The following is an 18,490-nucleotide window of genomic DNA, read 5'->3' as shown; positions in this document are numbered from 1 at the left end:
ACGCCTAAGTAAACGGCATTGGCCTTAGCCGACCTTTTCCCGAGCGAGGCGGTCTCCTATTCTCAACTCCGCGAAATTCAGCTGGCCGGTGTAGGCACCTTTGCCCTGATCACGTTGGACAACAACGTCGACGGCAAGCCCACACTGCTAGGGCCTAACACGCTGATTGAACTGGGCACTCGCCTCAGCCAGCTCAAGGAACGCGCAGCAGCCGGGGAGATCGTCGCAGTTGGTGTCACCGGAAAGCCGAACTATCTCGCTGCTGGTGCAGATCTGTTCGCTATGCGGTCCCTGAAAGACCATAAAAGCAGGACGCTCATGGCCCGGCTCGGCCATGAGGTGTACGCAGTCGTGGACTCGCTCGGCGTGCCGACATTCTCATTCATCAATGGAGCTGCGCTAGGGGGCGGTCTTGAGCTGGCTCTTGCGGCCAACTACCGCACGGTCTCCGCCGGTGCCAACAACATCTCCCTTCCCGAGGCCTCTATCGGACTCGTGCCGGGATGGGGTGGCGTCTACCGTCTGCCACGGCTGATCGGGCCCAGGAACGCTGTCACCGTGATGATCGAGAATCCGCTAAGTAACAACCGAACGCTCGACGGCGAAGCCGCTTTCGCGCTCGGCATTGCCGACGCCATCTTCGATTCGCCTAATTTCCTCGCGGACTCCCTCGAGTGGGCCACCACCATTCTTCGCGATGCCACTGCTGTTGAAGTCGTAGCCGCGCGACGGGCCGAAAGAACCAATTACGATGACACCGACTGGGACGCCGCCGTCGCCGGGGGCCGGGCCTTCGTTGAGCGTAAGACATCAAATGCTGCCCCCGCCCCAGCCAAACTGCTGGACCTGATGGATAAGGGAAAGCACTTTACGCAGGAGGACTCTGCCGAGGCTGAAGTGGAAGCCTTGGCTGAGCTCCTACACACACCCCAGTTCCGGGACACCGTTTATGCCCTCCTGGACGTCGTTCGGAAAAAATCCAAACAGTCCGTCAGCGCATCAGCATCGGACCCTGCACTACCGGTCAGAAAAATCGGCGTCGTCGGCGCCGGTCTCATGGCCACCCAGCTCGCCCTGCTCTTCGCACGCGAACTCGAAATTCCAGTCGTCATGACGGACGTTGACCAAGCCCGCGTGGACAAGGGCCTCGCCTACGTTCACGCTCAAGTCGACAAGCTGCTCAGCAGCGGGCGCATCTCAGAGGACTCAGCCAAGGGCACAACTGCACTCCTGACCGGGTCCCTGTCCAAGGAAGGGTTCGCCGACGCCGACATGGTCATCGAGGCCGTCTTCGAGGACATGACAGTCAAGAAACAAGTCTTCGCTGAGGTTGAGGCCATAGTTTCGCCCGCATGCATCCTCGCCACAAACACCTCCTCATTATCCGTGACCAAGATGGCGACAAATCTTCGGCACCCGGAACGCGTCATCGGCTTTCACTTCTTCAACCCGGTTGCCGCCATGCCCTTGCTTGAAATCGTGCGCGCTCCGAAAACGAGCGACGAAGTTCTAGGCAGAGCATTCGCACTCGCCCGACAGCTGAGCAAAACCCCTGTCCTCGTCAATGACTCCGCGGGATTCGTCGTCAACCGTATTCTGCTGAGACTGATAGGGGAGGTCATTAACACCTTCGACGAGGGCACTCACCCCGAAATTGCAGACAAAGCGCTGAAACCCATGGGCCTACCTATGACCCCGTTCAATCTGCTCGCCATGATCGGAATCCCCACAGCCCAGCACGTGACGGAGTCCCTACACGACGCATTCGGCGATCGGTTCCGAGTTTCGGCCAATCAACAGCGGCTAATCGACCACGGCATCCCTGCCCTATGGGTCAGAAACTCCGACGATACGAAGTCGGTACCGGAACCGACGCTCGAGCTTCTCCATTTCGGGGAGACCCCCAGTGACTCCACCGAGGTCCTGGTCCGTGTCCAGGACGCGCTCGCTCAGGAAATCGGCCTCATGCTGGAAGAGAACGTGGTCCCGACCGCTGAGGACATCGACCTCTGCATGATCACAGGCGCCGGCTGGCCCATGCACCTCGGAGGCATCACCCCCTACCTGGATAGAGTGGGCGCCGCACAACGGGTCAACGGCAAGACATTCCACCCCGCACCCTGAACGCCGGAACAGGGCTCTGTGTCAGGTTTTCTTCCGGTTGCTTTCTCCTGCATCGGGGCGCCGACCGGAGACGCCTTGACGACGACCGTTCCTGAACAGGTCCTCACAAGGTGGAGGAAATCGTCGCGAAAAGTCTTGTGTAATAGGCATCGCCCGTGTGATTATTACAACATCGAGTTGTGCCCTGATCCAGAGAAGGTCACTAGTGAATCTCCAGGATTTTTGGAAAGCAGTAGAAGTAGTCAAGAAACCGTCCGCCGCTTCCATGGGCGCGGATGAAGCCATTTTGAGCAAGGGAGCCCAAAACAAATGACTGAGCAGACTTTGATTGATAACGACATCGCAGCTGTTGAAGCTGACTGGGATAACGACACCACCACTAGGAGTGGGATTTCCGCTGAACGGACGGTTGCCGAGGATGCGAAGCTGCAGGGTCGAGGCCAGGAGAACAGAGCACTCGTCGAGGGTGATAAGAAGTGGCAACAAATGCCTGCAGACGCAACTGCTCTGTTCATGCCAGTGACTATTCCGACCCGGTCCGGCTCCGGCTTGACACTGCGTAACCGTGTTGTCTTGGCCCCCATGTGCCAGTACGCCGTCGACAAGACTGACGGTGTGCCGACTGACTGGCACCTGGTACACCTTGGCTCGATGGCCAATGGCGGGTTTTCCCTGATCGTTACCGAAGCCGCTGCAGTCACGGCTGAAGGTCGGATCTCCGACAGGGACGCCGGTATCTGGAACGACGAACAGGCTACCGGGTGGAAGCGCATCACCGACTATGTGCATTCGCACGGTGCGGCTATCGCTATCCAGTTGGCCCACGCTGGTGCGAAAGCTTCGACCTACGGCTGGCTAAAGGACCTCGAAACCGTGGGCAAAGTCGGAAGCATCCCGGAAAACATGGGCGGTTGGCCAACTGTCACTTCGACACCCAGTGACATCTACGGTTTGGAACCAGCCGTTGAAATGACCAAAGAGCAAATTGCCGTTTCCGTTCAGTCCTGGGCTGAGGCCGCCAAACGAGCCGATGCAGCAGGCTTTGACATGATTCAAATCCACGCCGCCCACGGCTACCTGATTCACCAGTTCCTTTCCCCATTGTCGAACAAACGCACCGATCAGTATGGTGGCAGCTGGGAAAACCGCACTCGCTACCTCCGCGAAATCGTGCAGGCCGTTGCAGCGGTGTGGCCGGAAGACAAGGCGCTGGGCATCAGGTTCTCCGGTGAAGACTGGGTCGAAGATGGGTGGCGCACAGCGGACACCATCAAATTGGCCCAAGAACTCTACTCCCATGGAGTACGCGCCTTTGACCTGTCCAGTGCGGGTATCGGCCCATATTATGGCCCGAACGGTTTCGGCTATCAGGTTCCGCTGGCCCAGGCCGTCAAGCACTCGCTGCCTGAAGATGCCTTTGTAACCGCTGTGGGTAAGATCACCGAGGCGGGCCAGGCCGAACAGATACTCGTAACCGGTCAGGCTGATGGGGTCAGCATTGCACGGGCCGCCCTGGGCGATCCGCAGTGGCCAAACCGGGCAGCGCAAAAGCTTGGCGCCACCAAAGCGCACCCAGCACATTACTGGCAAGGACGCTGGTAAAAGTCGGTCGGCTTAGTTGGATTGTGCGTCTCATTAGGGGAGATGCCCTTTCTTTATGCTTGCATCATCGGTCGTGAAGGTGCGAGTGCAGCCGGACGTGAGCGCCGTTCGTTGCCGGCTCCGACACGCTCAGCGGGGCATTGAGCGTCTCGAGGTTGTCGACGCGCCCATCCAGGCGCCGCCGCCGGATCGAGCATGACCCTCTCGCGTCCTGGTCGTCCATGCTGAGCCGGTGATCGACTCGTGCGCCCAGCCCATCCGGGCCCGTCGGCCCATTTGGGTGATAACCCTCCGGCGCCCGGCCAGGGGCTCGGCGGACGAAGATCGCACGGTGCCGTGCCGGACGTGCTCGCAATCTTCCTTCCGGTTCCGCCCGGTGCCCCCGGATCGGTCCGCGGGCATGGGCGAGGAGCTTGGAGGGCTTCCCGTCCACGCATGCGACCTGGGAAGGCGGGTCATAGGGCCGCTAGTAGACGACCATGGCATCTTCAAGTGCCCGCGACGGCTTCCTATGAAATTGGGCCATGTTCAATTCCAAAATCCACAGGGCCACCGTCATTACGCTGACCTGCATTTCATAGGTGGGCGCCGTCGACCTGGACCGCTCGATGCTGCCGATATCGTTCCCGACGAGCCGTGGGCCATCAAACCCAGTAGGGCCTCACTGGTCTTAGGGGCGCCACATATTCGGATCAATTGCTCGGTAAAAACATTCGACACGTCAACAGAAAAGCATTTAGGAGTATTTAGATGACCTCCACAAGCGAATTGGCATCTACGCAAACCCTGCCTGATAGCGAGGTGCTCAAGGATCTCTACACCGACTGGGCGGAAATCATAGCGACCACGCCCCGCCTGACAACCCGACTACTGCGTAGCATTTTCGACGAATTGCATCAGACCACCAAGGAACCCGAAGACGTTACCTACAAGGAGGAAGCAGTGGGAGCGGTGGCGGGCATCTGGGCCCTGCCCAAAGATGCGGACACTTCACAGGTCCTGCTCTATACACATGGTGGCGGATTTGCGGTCGGTTCCGCCGCCAGCTACCGAAAAGTGGCAGGCCATGTGGCCAAGGCACTGGGTGTGACTGCCTTTGTCCCCGACTACCGTCTGGCTCCGGAGAACCCGCACCCCGCGGGCCTCGAAGATAGCGTCGCGGTCTACGAGGCCCTGCTGGAGCGGGGCGTCCGGTCTGAGGACATCACGTCCATCGGAGATTCAGCCGGCGGGAACCTGGCGATCGCAACCTCGTTGTCCCTTCGGGACAAAGGACTCCCGCTTCCCGGCCGCGTCATCGTTTTCTCTCCATGGCTGGATATGGAGAACAGCGGTGAAACTATCGTCACCAACGGTGCCACTGATGCTCTGTTCTCGCTCCCACTGCTGCAAGGCATGGTTGCCGGAGTCCTCGGCGAAACAGTGAACCCGAAAGACCCGTTGGCGAATCCGCTGCACGCTGACTTCGACGGCTTCCCCAAGCTGTACATCACCGCTGGATCAGATGAAATGCTCCTTGATAATGCCACCAGGCTGAACGTTGCGGCTAAGTCAGCCGGCGTGGACGTTACGCTTTCTGTTGCCGACGGACAGCAGCATATCTTTCCAGTGTCGGCCGGACGTTCCGCAGTGGCGGACGAGACTATCCTCAAGATCGCCGATTGGTACCGCAGCTAGCGTAGCGACCGGTCCCTGGGGACCGCCTTCCGGTGCCGGGCGGTCTGTCAGCTTTTCCTCCAGTGGACTGGGCGCCCATCCTCGCGGCCATGGAACGCTCGGGTCAGGTTGAGGCCGTTATCGTCGGCCAAGTCTTTCAGGCCGGAGCAGGGCGCGCGCCTGCCCGGCAGGCCAGCTTCGGCGCAGGTATCGGTTGGGACGTCCCGGCCATCACCATCAGCAAGCTGTGCCTTTCCGGGCGTACTGCCGTGATGGACGCCGCCAGGATGATCCGTGCGCATCAATCCCTGACCAGCTGCACCCGGGTGCGGCCGAGTGAAGACCCTGAAGCAGTGACGGTTCCTTGACGGACGCGTATCAAAAACACGCGGAGGATTTGAACCCATAGGCTTGTGTAATAGGCATTAGCCATGTGATTATTACATAATCGAGTTAATGCCCTGATATGGAACGGAACAACAACGCAATGACAACTCTGTCCTATGAAGTTTTGGTGCTCGACGGCACTCCGCGTGCCGGGGACCAGCGACTTCCCAGCGGCGAAGCGATAGTCTCTTCACCATTGGCGATCACTTTGATTTCCGGGGAGAATGACGCCGTACTGGTTGACGTCCCCTATACCTTCGGGCAAATCGAGCGCGTACGGAACTGGATCCAGGACTCGGGTAAGACACTCCGGTACGTCTACATCACCCACGCTCACGGCGATCACTGGTTGGGTGCTGGAGAGCTGCTTTCCAGCTTCCCCGGCGTGAGAGTGTATGCAACACCCGGCACCCTCGGCCGTATGGAGCACGAAGCGACTGTCGGTCGGGAGAAGATCTGGGATGCCGTCTTCCCGGGGCTTGTTCCGGCGTCACCCCTGATCGCCGAGGAGGTTCCCGCCGGTGGCTTCGAAATTGAGGGGAACCAGCTGGTTCCGATTGAGCTCGGGCACACCGACACCGACGACACCACCGCGCTGTGGGTTCCGTCGCTGGAACTCGTTGTAGCGGGGGATTCGGTCTACAACGGCGTCCACCAATATGTGCTCGAATCTTCCGAAGAAGGATTCGCCTCCTGGCTCGCGGCGCTTGACACCATCGCAGCGCTTAACCCGAAGTTCGTCGTCGCGGGCCATAAGGCCCCCGGCGCGCCGGATGATCCCGCCAGCATCGAAGAAACGCGTGCCTACCTCAAGGACGCGCAGCACCTTCTCGCGACGGTATCCAGCCCGGAGGAGTACTACAACGCCATCATGCGCCGCTACCCCTTCCGGATGAATCCAGGACCCGCTTGGTATGGCGCAGTAGGACTTTTAAACCGCACGCGTTAGAACCGGGCTTCAAGCACCTTCCTGGACAGCTTCTCCCCAACCCAAAACCTGCATAGCTAATGACAAAGGAGTCACTACGCATGTCCAACGACCACAACAAAGCGCCACGGACGAAGATCGTCTTCGTTCACGGATTCCTCGACGACCGCTCCGCCTGGGACGACGTTCTGTCCCGGCTCGGAGAGGACTTCGAAGCTGTTGCCCTTGACTTGCCCGGCTCCGGCGCGCACTTGAACGATGAAGGACCCTTCACACTCCGGCGACTGGCTGAGTCAGTGATCGCCGAGATCGACCGCTCCGACAAACCGGTAGTCCTCGTGGGACAAAGCATGGGAGCGCAACTGAGTGAACTCGCAGCCGCCTCACGCCCCGAAAAAGTAGCAGCACTGGTGCTGCTCACGCCTGTCCCTCTCGCGGGCGTCCACCTCACAGGGGACGCGGCCAACTCCTTCCGCTCGCTGGGAGGCGACGCGGACGCGCAACGGCAGGGACGACTTGGCGTCTCGGTGTCCCTCACCCCGCGTGCTCTTGAAATCTTGGTTGCCTCGGGAACAGCAATCCAACCCACTGTGGTTGCCCAGGTGTTCGATGCCTGGAACAACGGCGAGGCTGCCGGGGCCACTCCCTCAGCCTATGCCGGCCCCACCCTCATCATGCGAGGTGTTGGCGATCCGTTCGTCACCGAAGAGGTGATCGGCGCCGCCGTGCTTCCGCGCTTCGCAAACGCCCCGTTGGTCGGCATCGCCGACGCCGGGCACTTCCCACATCTCGAGAAGCCCGAAGAGGTTTCGCGGATCGTGGGAGACTTCGCCCGCTCCCTGGACCGGATCTAGGCATGAGAGTCCGACATCGCGTCGCGAACAGAATCACGGGGGCCCTCCTCACATGGAACCGCGCAGCAAAAACTTTAAGAATAAGGAGTCAAAGTTGATGAACCCGACAAACAGCATCAAAACAGGCGAAGTCGCCGAGGAAAGCTGGACCGGAGCATTCGCAGCCAAATCCGAGGAAGCCTTCGGAGAAGCGTTCGCACATGACGTTGTGCTTGAGGCTGCGGCCCTCCTGGTCCCGGTCAAAGGACGCTCCGACGTGCAGACCGTGATGTCGGCGGCCAGCAACTACTACAAGGCCCTTCGGTTCACCCATGAAGCCACGAACGGTCCCCGGACCTACGTGGAATGGGCGGCCACAGGGGCCTCCGGAGTCGAATTCTCCGGCGTGACGGTACTTACCCGGAACGAAGAAGGGCTGATTCAGCACATCTCAATCAGTCACCGCCCCCTCGCAGCAATCCTGGAGTTCTCGGGCGAAATGAATCGCCGCACTCAGGGAAAACTCGAATCAGGACACTTCCGCGCCGATGACTAAAACCCAGGACAACTACACGATCGAACGGGTCGGCTTCCGTGCCGACGGCAACGTTCAACTCCGGGGCAACCTCTACATCCCCACGACAGGTGATGGCCCACACCCGGCACTGACGCTGTCCATGGGGTACGGAGGAGTAAAGGAGCAGGGCGCCCTCCCTTATGCTGAAGCGTTCGCCAACGCTGGTTTCGTCGTGCTCTTCCACGACCACCGGGGATTCGGAGAAAGCGACGGAACACCACGCCAGGACATCAACCCCTGGCAGCAAATCGACGATTGGCGCAGGGCCATCACCTACCTCCAATCGCGGCCGGAAGTCGATCCGGAACGGATCGGCCTGTGGGGCTCCAGCTACTCAGGGGGCCACGCACTCGTCCTCGGCGCCACCGAACCCCGACTGAAGGCGATCGTCTCCCAAGTCCCTACCATCAGCGGCTATCAGCAAGGACTCCGGCGGGTGAACCCGACCAACCTCGCAGCATTGGAGGCCTCATTCGCGGCCGATGACCGGGCACAACTCGCAGGCGAGGAACCACACCGCATTGCCCTGGTCTCTGACGGATCCATCCCTGCAAGCTACACGGATCCGGAAGCCGTATCGTTCTACCTGCAACCGATCCCCGACGGGCTCTGGGAGAACAACGTCACCGTACGCTCAACGCGCGCGGCCCGAGCGTACGAACCAGGGAGCTACATAGGACGCGTCTCACCGACCCCTCTTCTCATGATCGTCGGGGACAACGACCGGGTGACACCGACTGATCTGGCACTGGAGGCCTACCAGCGCGCACTCCCACCCAAAGAGCTGCTGGTCTTCCCCGGAGGACATTTTGACGCCTACCTCGGCGAATTCGAAGCGACGTCCGGTGCAGCCCTGCGATGGTTCACCAGTCACCTAATGCAGGACGAGTAGAGTAAGGAGAAACATCTCGGCATGCCCAAAGGATCCGGACTCTACATGGCTTGGCCCGCTACAACCCGCTACGGGCTGTCTGTTGCGCCCGGAAACCTCGGTCTCGTTCAGGACTTCCTCAACACCATTACAGAGGGAACCATAGCTCCCCCTGACCTGCTCGCCACCTTGGCCTCCGCGCAGGAATGGGCCGACAGGGTGACCGAACAGTGGATATCCATCGACGACCTGGGCTGGGCAAAAACCCTGCCAAGGTTGACGGAAAACGACCGCAAAGCTCTGGTCGGCATCAGGGACCAGCTGTTTGAAGGCCTCTTCGGTCACTCTCATTCGGAAACCGCCAGCAGACTCGGCCGGAACAACCCCACCTATCATCCCGTGATGACAGTTTCCACTGGAGGTATCGAGCTCCGGCCCGACGGGGAGGGCTGGAAGTACTTCGAGACGGCGCTGCTGCTCATTTGCCACCAAGGTCAACTCGAAGGCGTCCTTCGGCGCATGAAGTCATGTAAGAGCGAGACGTGTGACGTCGTCTTCTACGACCGCTCCAACAACAACAGCGGTGTCTGGCATGACGTCAAGGTCTGCGGCAACCGGGCCAACGTACGGGCCCACCGGGAACGCTCAGCAACCAACTAAAGCCCAACCGGGCGAGCCTTAATTTCCCCTGCATCAGGGTCCGTTCAGTTCCGCTGGACCACACCACTACGGCTGCTCGCCGTCCATATTCACAGGCATCCTGCCCTGCCAACTCCAGGCAGACGGTACTCTGCCGCCATCAAGAAAGCCATCGACCATGATCATCTCCACCGAGTCCCTCTCCGCAGAAGCCGCCTACAAGCTGCTGATCGGATCGATCCTGCCGCGCCCCATCGCCTGGGTCAGCACCATATCCCCCCAAGGGATCGCCAACATCGCCCCCATTTCTTTTTTCACCTGCGTCGGCCGCCGCCCCCCGATGATCTCGATTTCCCTGCAGCCCCGCGCTGACGGCGTGTCCTTAAAGGACACGTTCACGAATATCCGCGATACAGGGGAATTCGTGGTCAACATGGCCACCGTGCCCAACTCCGATGCCGTGCACCGTTCCGCTTACGAATTCGCACCAGAACTGGACGAGTTCGACCTTCTTGGCCTTGAAAAGGCTGAATGCGAGGTTATCTCCGTGCCGCGCGTAGCAACGGCGCCTATCGCTTATGAATGCGAGGTAGACAGGATCATCGCAGTCAATGAGACCGAACATGTCGTTTGGGGGGCGATAGCGCGCTTCCACGTACGCGACGACCTCTACCTGGAACGCGGACGCATCGACACCGCCGCACTCGCACCAGTAGGCCGGCTCGCCGCCGAATACACCTACGTTGAAAACGCGTTCACCACGCCACTTCCCGAAGAGACCCTGGCAGCGGTGAACGGCACCCGAATGCGGCGCATCGACGGACTCGACACCAACTTTTCCCCCATCGACACAGCCCTTTGGTCCCCGTCAGGATCCACCAAGCCCTCTGAGTAGGTGCACAGGCGACGTCCGTCCCAACCAAGGATGCTGACGGACGTCGCCAGAACGAATGGTCCACGCCACTTGCCGGCGGACAGCGGGTGGTCTTTTTGTGACCCTCGGACTACACCGAAGTCTGGGACCAGCAGCCAACCCGTCATGGGGAGGCGAGAGCGGAAACTGGACGCCGCCGACAGCGCGGGTAGCTGGACCCGTTCTCTTCCGAAAATTTCCCGGAGGCGAGCCGGGCATGCACCCCGACAATGATGCGGAGGCTTCGTGAGCGAAGTGGTCGTGAGCACCACTCCTGACCCTGTAACTGCACACGTGATCGAGGTCGGAGCCGTGCTCAATGCACAGCTCTCCGACATCGTCGCCCAGATGCGAAGCGGTTTGGTCGAGCGGATCACTGAGCTCGGTGGCGATGCCGCCCTCATCGGGCTGCTGGGGGCCAGTGTCGAAGGCAATGTTGATAACATCGTGCACGCCCTGCAGCATGGCATACGCGGTGAACAACTGGAGCCGCCTTCCGCGGCCTATGAGTATGCGCGTCGGCTGGCTCAGAGGGGGGTTCCCATCAGCGCGTTGATCCGGGCATATCGGCTAGGACAGCAGTACGTCCTGCGACACGCATTCGACGTCTCATGCCGAACCGCGACACCAGCTGATATAAGGGCCGGCGCGTACGACCGCATGGTGACTGAGGTGTCCGATTACATCGACTGGATGTCCCAGGGTGTGGTTGCGGTCTACGAAGAGGAACGTGAGTCATGGCTGGCCGGCCAAGCCAACAGCCGCAACGCCAAGGTGCGGGAGTTGCTCGCCTCACCGGGGAACGACGTTGACGCCGCCGAAGCCACGCTGGGCTATCGGTTGCGGGGCCGCCACATCGCGGTCGTAGTGTGGGTCGATCAGCACAGCACGAATCAGGATCAGCTCAGCAGGTTCACCAAGGCAACACGCGCGCTGGCTGAGCGACTCCACAGCACCGGTCCGCCGCTGCTCGTCGGCGTCGACGGAGCTACGGCGTGGGGGTGGATACCCGTTCAAGGCGACTACTGCTTTGATCCTGCCGTGACCGAATGGAATACGGGATCCAGGCAGGAGATGCCGGTTCCACGCTTCGCACTGAGCGCCAGCGAAGTCGGACTTGACGGGTTCCGTAACGCTCATCATCAGGCGCTTCAAGTCCAACACCTGGCACTACAGGCTCAGCACCCCAAGCGCACTGTCCTGTCCTACGAGGAACCCGGCCTGGCGCTGGCGGCTCTGTTGTCGCAGCAATTGGATGCAACACGTTCGTGGCTCGGCACTGTTCTGGGCGATCTGGTGATCGACGACGAACTCCACCAGCGGCACCGGGAGACCCTGCTGGCGTTCCTTCGGCATGAGGGCAGCTATACGGCGACCGCCGAGGCAATGGTGATGCACAAGAATTCCATCAAGTACCGCATCGCCTCGGCCCAGAAGGTCCTTGGTCGTGCTCTGCTGGAGGACCGGCTGTCCCTCGAGGCAGCCCTGACTGTGTGTCATTGGCTCGGGTCGGCCGTTTTGCGTCGGGTCTCGTCCTGACCGTCCGGCCTGCGGCATGCCACTGCCCGGTGGGACACTCTCAGATGGCTTTTGGTTTCTACGAACAAAGGCGGCGGCAAGCTTCGTTTCGACGTGACGTAGGACACGCTCCCGTACCGGCCTAGAGTCGTGACTACCGCGATATCCGATTTGCGGACAGTCCCTCAAAGGGACCTTTGAACGGCAACGTCGCCGTACGAAAGGACACAGGCTATGGGCTATAAGACCGGGGATTTCCCCCCAGTGAACCTGCGGCAAAATAATCACCAATCCGAATCGTGGGTCGCATCAGAGACATGATCATTCGCGGCGGTGAGAACATCTATCCAAAAGAGATCGAGAGCCACATCGCGACGCACCCCGCGTTGTTGGAATCTGCTGTCGTTGGAGCCGCGCACCCGACGCTCGGGGAGGTGCCTGTCGCCTACGTCGTTGCCCACCCTGGGGATTCCCGGACAGTGGAGGAGGTGCTCGCACACTGCTCGGTTGGGCTGATGAAGGTGAAAGTACCCGCCCGCCTTATTGTCCTCGAGTCTTTGCCGAGAAACCCCATCGGCAAGATCGATAAACCTGAGCTGAGGCGGCGAACAGCGCCGTTCTAATCTCCCACCCGGGGAGTGGCCGGCGTCTAGCCACGCCACATCAACTTCTATGCGCGGTTTCCTCAGCCTGACGCAGGGGTAACACCGCGATTTTCGATGCCAAAGCCGCCGCACGCTGAGTCGTGCCCAAAATCTGCCACTAAAGGAGTTGTCATGGGTTACAACGTTCCACGGTTTCCGAATGCGGATCCCGAAGAATTGATTCGCCGTCCGCTACAGAAACGTCTGAAGTTCCTGTCGAAGGAGTGGGGTGAGTGGGGGTTCGGAGCAGCGCGCAAAATCTCCGTGATGTACCTGACCAAGCTATTCGGGGCATGGCTGATCGGTGGCGCGCTCCTCATCACCCTCACCTCGCACCTGAACCCACTCGATGTGGGGTCATGGTGGACGAATCCGATCGTCTACCAAAAGCTCGTCGTCATGACGATGCTGCTCGAAGCCATCGGAATCGCAGGGTCCTGGGGTCCGCTCGCAGGGAAGTTTGGCCCTCTAACAGGCGGAATCCTGTTCTGGTCACGCCCCGGCACGATCAAACTGAGCCCCTACAAGTGGGTGCCCTTCACCGGCGGCAGCCGTCGCACCGTGGTCGATGTGTTTCTCTACCACGGCTTCTTGTTCTCGCTGGGCACCGCGCTTTTCCTACCCGGGCAATCTGCGGCGGAGCTGCCCGCGCTCGCGCGATTCCAGCAGTTCCTCGCCGACCCCGCTAACGGCGTGCCGAGCTGGCTTTCGCAGAACGCCGAGAGCTTCCTGCTGATTCAGACCACGCCGCTCATCTTTGCGGTGATCCTCCTCGTGCTCGTCGGCCTGCGGGACAAGACCATCTTCCTTGCCGCGCGGTCGGAGCAGTACCTCTTGCCAGTGGTGTTCTTCATCGCGTTCCCGAACCTGTTCGAAGTCACCGACATGATCATCGCGCTGAAGATCTTCCTGGTCACGGTTTGGGTAGGGGCAGGCTTCTCAAAAATGAACCGACACTTCAGCCTGGTGATCCCGCCGATGCTCGCCAACACGCCGTTCTGGCCGCCGCGGTGGCTCAAGAAGAGGACGTTCAAGGACTTCGACAACGATGACCTACGCCCAGGCCCCCTGGCTCACTTCTTCTCGCACGTGCTCGGAACGATCGTCGAGCTTACCGCACCCCTCACGATGCTCTTCGTCGTCGGCACCGCGCTCGGAGGCCAGACAACGGTAACCCTCGCAACGCTGCTCATGGTCGGCTTTTGCTTCTTCATCATCTCGACGTTCCCGGTTGCTGTGCCGCTAGAGTGGAACTTACTGTTCGCGATTTGCGCGGTGATCTTCTTCATCGGCTACCCGAACTCTGCCGGGTTTAGTGCGTTCGATATGTCGGAGCCGTGGATGCCTTTTGCGGTCATCGCTATTCCGCTGATCCTCGTGATCTTCGGGAGCATTCGCCCCGACAAGGTATCGTTCCTCGCCTCGCTCAGGCAGTACGGTGGCAACTGGGCTACAGCACTCTGGGCCATCCATCCGGATGCCGAAAAGAAGCTTCACCGGGTTTACCGCCCGACGAAGGATCAGATTGATCAAATCCAGGCGATGGGGCTGCCCTATCCACTGGCAGAGGCCTTCCTCGAGATGTCCCTCGGATGGCGCTCACTTCACAGCCAAGCTCGTGGACTATTTTCGCTGTTCTTGAAGGAGGTGCCTGATATCGACCACCGACGCATCCGCGAGGCAGAATTCGCCTGTAATGCAATGATCGGCTTCAACTTCGGCGAGGGACATTTCCACAACGAAGAACTCATCGCCGCGATCCAGGAAGAGGCGCAGTTCGAGCCCGGAGAATTCATCGTGGCGTGGGTGGAGTCTGAAGCGCTGTGGCACGGCTACCAGGAATACAAACTGATCGATGCCGCACTCGGCGTCGTTGAGCGGGGAAGATGGCGGGTGAAAGATGCGGTCGCGGAGCAGCCCTGGCTGCCGAACGGGCCCATTCCGCTCACCGTCACCTGGCGCTCGCCAGACTTCGACAAGCTGCAGTTCACCGCGACCGATATTGTTGGGCCAGATGCGGTTCGCCAGCCACTCGAAGAGTTGGTCGAGGCCGAAGCGCACGCGGAGGAAATGGCTCGATGACGAGTGCGATCGTCGTCGGAAGCGGGCCCAACGGGCTCGCAGCCGCAACCGTGCTGGTTCGCGCCGGCGTCGAAGTCACCGTTGTTGAGGCCGCGGATCAGTTGGGCGGGGGCGCCCGCTCAACCGAGTCACCCCTCGCGGGACTTGTGCAGGATCACTGCGCAGCGGTGCACCCGATGGCTCCCGGATCCCCATTCTTTCAGACGCTTGACCTGGAAGAGATGGGGGTCCGTTGGGCCTACGCGCCCATCGATGCCGCGCACCCGCTCGACTCCGGAGAACCGGGGCTTCTCCACAGGTCGATTACGGATACGGCCGCGGGGTTGGGGCGAGACGGAGGGAAATGGGAGACAGCGTTTGGGTCGCTGTCGCGGTCCTTCGACCGACTGTCTCCGGTCATCATGTCGCCGTTGCTCCGGATCCCGAAGCACCCACTATTGCTCGCGCGGATGGGAGCCGTCGCCGGCCCACCACCCGCGCTCGTTGCACGGTGGTTCAGGGATGAGCGGGCGCGCTCGCTCTTCATGGGTGTGGCAGCGCATGCCCTCCAGCCGCTCACTCTGCCCCTAGTCACGGGCATAGGTGCCGGGATCATCATCGCCGGTCACGCCGTGGGCTGGCCCGTGGTCGAGGGCGGCACTGGCCGCTTCACTGAAGCACACATCAGCATGCTTCGGGCGCAGGGGGTTCGGTTCGAGACCGGGCAGCGCATCAATCGGCTGTACGACCTCCCGCCCACGGACATCACTATTCTCGATGTCCACCCGCATGCCGCGGCAGGCATACTGGCCGAGCAACAGCCGCAGAGTGACCGGCGCGCATACCGGAAGTTCCGGCCCGGGCCCGCTACGTTCAAGATCGACTTCGCGGTGGGCGGGGGCGTGCCGTGGCGAGACCCGGAAGTAGGCCTTGCAGGCACCGTGCACCTCGGGGGCAACTCTGGGGAAATCATCGCAACCGAGCGACAGGTAGCCTCCGGGCACATGCCAGAGCGGCCCTTTGTGCTTGTCGGGCAGCAGGCCGTCGCTGACCCTGGTCGAGCGAACGGCTCGATCGTTCCGGTCTACGCCTATGCGCATGTGCCGAACGGCTACACGGGGGACGCGACAGAGCACATCATCGCCCAGATCGAGCGCTTCGCACCCGGGTTCCGGGACCGGGTCGTTGGGCTGAGCGTGCGTACTCCTGCCCAGACCTCGGCCGAGAATCCGAACTTCATTGGCGGCGATATTCTCACCGGCGCCAAATCACCACTGCAGTTTCTCCTCGGCCCCAAGCTGAGCGCCCATCCCTACGATACCGGCGTACCCGGCGTCTACCTGTGCTCCGCAGCAACGCCGCCCGGGCCCGGCATTCACGGCATGGGCGGATACAACTCGGCGCAGCGCGCGCTCCGGTACTTGACTCACCGTGCCGCGGCGAAGAAGGAGCTCTCCACACCTTGACCCCACGAGGATTTTCGGATGGCGATGAGCAGATGCGCGAACTCGTGGCGCAAGTAGGGCGCAAGCTGCAAGAAATGGGTCCACAAATCGTCGATGACATGACAGAGCTGCTCTCAACACGTGTATTGGGATTGGATCAAGACCCCCAACTCGTCGAGATGCTTCATGCGAGCATCGACGGAAACGTCTGGACCCTGGGGGAACCGTAGCTCCCCCTGACCTGCTCGCCACCTTAAATGACGGGCAGGAATGGGCCGACAAGGTGACCGAGCAGTGGATCTCTATAGACGACTTGGGCTGGGCGAAAACCCTGCCCAGGTTGACGGAAAACGACCGCAAAGTGCACCCACTGCCTCATGGCCCAATCACCGTGCCTGCGAGAACCAACATCACGAACACCCTCAACGCAATGTTGTATTGAAAAGGAAGATGGAAGAAAACCAGTGAAAGCAGCAGTCATACATAGTTGGGGCGGTCCGGAACAATTTTCCCTCGAAACAGTGCCCGATCCGGAGCCCGGACCTGGCGAGGTAATCGTCGAACTTCACGCCAGCGCCTTAAACTGGCACGACGCCCTCGTCCGGCAAACCGGCAGGGGGTTCACAACCCCCAGCATTCTCGGCCTGGACGGGGCCGGAATCCGCCAGGATACGGGAGAGAAGACTGTCATCTTCCCAGGGCTGAATTGGGGAAGAAATGCAGCGGCACCCGGAGGGGATTTCTCCATCCTCGGTGACAGTACAAACGGAACCTACGCCCAACTTGTTGCAGTTCCCGTGGAAAACCTGTTCCCGATGCCCAAACACCTCTCGTGGGCGGAGGCGGCGGCGCTTCCCTGTGCGGGGCTCACCGCGTACCGGGCACTCTTCAAACGGGCTCAGTTGCGGCCAGGTGAGACCGTGTTGGTCATTGGCGCCGGCAGCGGCGTCTCGACGTTCGCCATCATGTTCGCTGCCGCCGCTGAAGCCCGTGTGCTGGCGACGTCATCGAGTCATGACAAGCTCGACTCTGTCCGTGCCATCGGTGTGGATACGGGATTTCTCTACACAGACCCCGACTGGGTCCAGCAGGTACTCGAAGCCACCGGCGGCGGTGTGGACGTCATCATCAACGGTGCCGGCGCCAACCTGCGCGACGCCATGGCATGTCTGAAGCCAGGAGGACGGATTGCGGTGTTCGGCTCATCCGGGGGAAGCACAGCTACCATCGACATTCCGGACCTCTATTGGGGACAGGTATCGGTTCTCGGCACGACACTTGGAAGCCCCGATGATTTCGGACGCATGCTCGAGATGATCGACAAGTACCAGATCCGCCCGCTAATCGACTCCGTCTATCCCCTGACGGAAATCGTTGAGGCACATCGCCATCTCGAATCCAGAAAACATCTCGGGAAGCTCGTACTGAGCCTCAGATAAGGCGCTCCAGGCCGCGGACGCCATCTACGACCAATGCGTGCCACCTGTGCTAGCCCACACGTTCCATCCTTCCTTGGCGGTGGACGCAAGCACAGGTGGCACGTGTACTCTGGGCCTGCTGATGGCCGGAGCCGCAGATCTGGGGCCAGTCATGGGTAACGCCGCCCCACTGATCGCTTTGCGGGAGAGGGTTCCATTAGGAGGACGTAGCGTAGGAGGACGTAGCGGTCCTTGGTGCACGTCGCGGGGGAGAGGTTCCTCACGGCCAGTTCTTTAGCCCGGGACCTCACTCGGGGTCTGACGTAGTCCCTCAGATGCAGCATGGCTTTCAGTAATTCTTCCGGTAGAGCTCTTTGGCTCGATGGCTTGCGCGGTGTCGGAAATCGTGAGTTTAACAGGCCGCATCATGTTAGGCCTTGTCTGGTGAGTGTCGGCCTTTCCTGTTTCTCTGCTATGGACATCTGAGGCACTGTCGCGACTTATGTGGAGAGGGTCCTGAAGGTTTTCGGGGTGAAGACAAGATGGTTAGGAGACAAACGCGACGCGAGGTGTTTCCTTGAACCTCAAGATAGCTGTCGGAAGGGGTAGTCCGTGTAGCCTTCGGCTACCGATGAATAGAAGAGTTCGGGCCGGGGTTCATTCTCCGGGTGCCCACCTTGCCATCGCTCGACCAAATCGGGATTGGCGATGAGAGCCCTCCCCACGACAACGGCGTCGGCGTGACCGGCCTCGATCTGCTGCAGCGCCTGTTCGCGGGTGGTCTGCTGCCCTTCGAAGCCGCTGTTGACGATCAATTTCCCGTCGAAGCGTCGACGCAGTTCCTGGACTAGCTCCAATGCCGTTTACTTAGGTG

Annotated in this window: 17 protein-coding genes; 16 read left to right on the top strand and 1 reads right to left on the bottom strand. The window is 60.7% G+C overall.

Going from position 1 to position 18,490, the window contains the following annotated elements; all coding sequences use genetic code 11:
• The first annotated feature begins 18 nt into the window (after positions 1 to 18).
• The 16 genes from J7E80_RS23245 (at position 19) to J7E80_RS24510 (ending at position 17,637) form a co-directional block, all read left to right on the top strand.
• Complete coding sequence (locus J7E80_RS23245; RefSeq protein WP_215054561.1) at positions 19 to 2,124, top strand: 3-hydroxyacyl-CoA dehydrogenase NAD-binding domain-containing protein; 2,106 nt, start codon at positions 19 to 21, stop codon at positions 2,122 to 2,124.
• Positions 2,125 to 2,433: 309 nt separating this feature from the next.
• Positions 2,434 to 3,726 (top strand): NADH:flavin oxidoreductase/NADH oxidase, encoded by a 1,293-nt coding sequence (locus J7E80_RS23240; protein ID WP_251037288.1) that lies wholly within the window; start codon positions 2,434 to 2,436, stop codon positions 3,724 to 3,726.
• Between the two features lie 750 nt (positions 3,727 to 4,476).
• Positions 4,477 to 5,403, top strand: a complete 927-nt coding sequence (locus J7E80_RS23235; RefSeq protein ID WP_215054560.1) for an alpha/beta hydrolase — start codon at positions 4,477 to 4,479, stop codon at positions 5,401 to 5,403.
• Positions 5,404 to 5,465: 62 nt separating this feature from the next.
• Positions 5,466 to 5,750, top strand: coding sequence for a hypothetical protein (locus J7E80_RS24780; protein WP_396020851.1), 285 nt, complete (start codon positions 5,466 to 5,468; stop codon positions 5,748 to 5,750).
• A 119-nt stretch (positions 5,751 to 5,869) separates the two neighbouring features.
• On the top strand, positions 5,870 to 6,718 hold the full coding sequence (locus J7E80_RS23225) for an MBL fold metallo-hydrolase (RefSeq protein ID WP_215054559.1): 849 nt from the start codon (positions 5,870 to 5,872) through the stop codon (positions 6,716 to 6,718).
• Positions 6,719 to 6,798: 80 nt separating this feature from the next.
• Complete coding sequence (locus tag J7E80_RS23220; protein ID WP_215054558.1) at positions 6,799 to 7,551, top strand: alpha/beta fold hydrolase; 753 nt, start codon at positions 6,799 to 6,801, stop codon at positions 7,549 to 7,551.
• A gap of 97 nt (positions 7,552 to 7,648) precedes the next feature.
• Positions 7,649 to 8,086, top strand: a complete 438-nt coding sequence (locus tag J7E80_RS23215; protein ID WP_215054557.1) for a nuclear transport factor 2 family protein — start codon at positions 7,649 to 7,651, stop codon at positions 8,084 to 8,086.
• Positions 8,079 to 8,999, top strand: coding sequence for an alpha/beta hydrolase (locus J7E80_RS23210; protein WP_215054556.1), 921 nt, complete (start codon positions 8,079 to 8,081; stop codon positions 8,997 to 8,999). The genes J7E80_RS23215 and J7E80_RS23210 overlap by 8 nt, the downstream gene beginning before the upstream one ends.
• A gap of 21 nt (positions 9,000 to 9,020) precedes the next feature.
• Positions 9,021 to 9,638 carry a CGNR zinc finger domain-containing protein gene (locus tag J7E80_RS23205; RefSeq protein WP_215054555.1) on the top strand — a complete coding sequence of 206 codons (618 nt, stop codon included), beginning with the start codon at positions 9,021 to 9,023 and terminating at the stop codon, positions 9,636 to 9,638.
• Positions 9,639 to 9,795: 157 nt separating this feature from the next.
• Positions 9,796 to 10,512: a flavin reductase family protein gene (locus tag J7E80_RS23200; protein ID WP_215054554.1), complete on the top strand. Its 717-nt coding sequence runs from the start codon at positions 9,796 to 9,798 to the stop codon at positions 10,510 to 10,512.
• 264 nt (positions 10,513 to 10,776) lie between these two features.
• Positions 10,777 to 12,069 (top strand): helix-turn-helix domain-containing protein, encoded by a 1,293-nt coding sequence (locus J7E80_RS23195; RefSeq protein ID WP_215054553.1) that lies wholly within the window; start codon positions 10,777 to 10,779, stop codon positions 12,067 to 12,069.
• A 296-nt stretch (positions 12,070 to 12,365) separates the two neighbouring features.
• Entirely contained in the window at positions 12,366 to 12,671 is a 306-nt protein-coding gene (locus J7E80_RS23190) for an AMP-binding enzyme (RefSeq protein WP_215054552.1), read from the top strand.
• Between the two features lie 153 nt (positions 12,672 to 12,824).
• Positions 12,825 to 14,774: a DUF3556 domain-containing protein gene (locus J7E80_RS23185; protein ID WP_215054551.1), complete on the top strand. Its 1,950-nt coding sequence runs from the start codon at positions 12,825 to 12,827 to the stop codon at positions 14,772 to 14,774.
• Positions 14,771 to 16,219 (top strand): NAD(P)/FAD-dependent oxidoreductase, encoded by a 1,449-nt coding sequence (locus J7E80_RS23180; RefSeq protein WP_215054550.1) that lies wholly within the window; start codon positions 14,771 to 14,773, stop codon positions 16,217 to 16,219. Before J7E80_RS23185 ends, J7E80_RS23180 begins: the two co-directional genes overlap by 4 nt.
• On the top strand, positions 16,216 to 16,428 hold the full coding sequence (locus J7E80_RS23175) for a hypothetical protein (protein WP_215054549.1): 213 nt from the start codon (positions 16,216 to 16,218) through the stop codon (positions 16,426 to 16,428). Before J7E80_RS23180 ends, J7E80_RS23175 begins: the two co-directional genes overlap by 4 nt.
• 234 nt (positions 16,429 to 16,662) lie before the next feature.
• On the top strand, positions 16,663 to 17,637 hold the full coding sequence (locus J7E80_RS24510) for a zinc-binding dehydrogenase (RefSeq protein WP_215054548.1): 975 nt from the start codon (positions 16,663 to 16,665) through the stop codon (positions 17,635 to 17,637).
• 563 nt (positions 17,638 to 18,200) lie between these two features.
• On the opposite strand, the gene J7E80_RS24380 is transcribed toward J7E80_RS24510, so the two are convergent.
• Positions 18,201 to 18,473 carry a hypothetical protein gene (locus J7E80_RS24380; protein ID WP_215054547.1) on the bottom strand — a complete coding sequence of 91 codons (273 nt, stop codon included), beginning with the start codon at positions 18,471 to 18,473 and terminating at the stop codon, positions 18,201 to 18,203.
• Positions 18,474 to 18,490 lie beyond the last annotated feature (17 nt).

The organism is Arthrobacter sp. ISL-28 (assembly GCF_018613875.1).
Lineage (GTDB): Bacteria > Actinomycetota > Actinomycetes > Actinomycetales > Micrococcaceae > Arthrobacter.
Note: the sequence above shows the minus strand (reverse complement) of the source record. Positions and strands in the feature narration are given on the sequence as shown.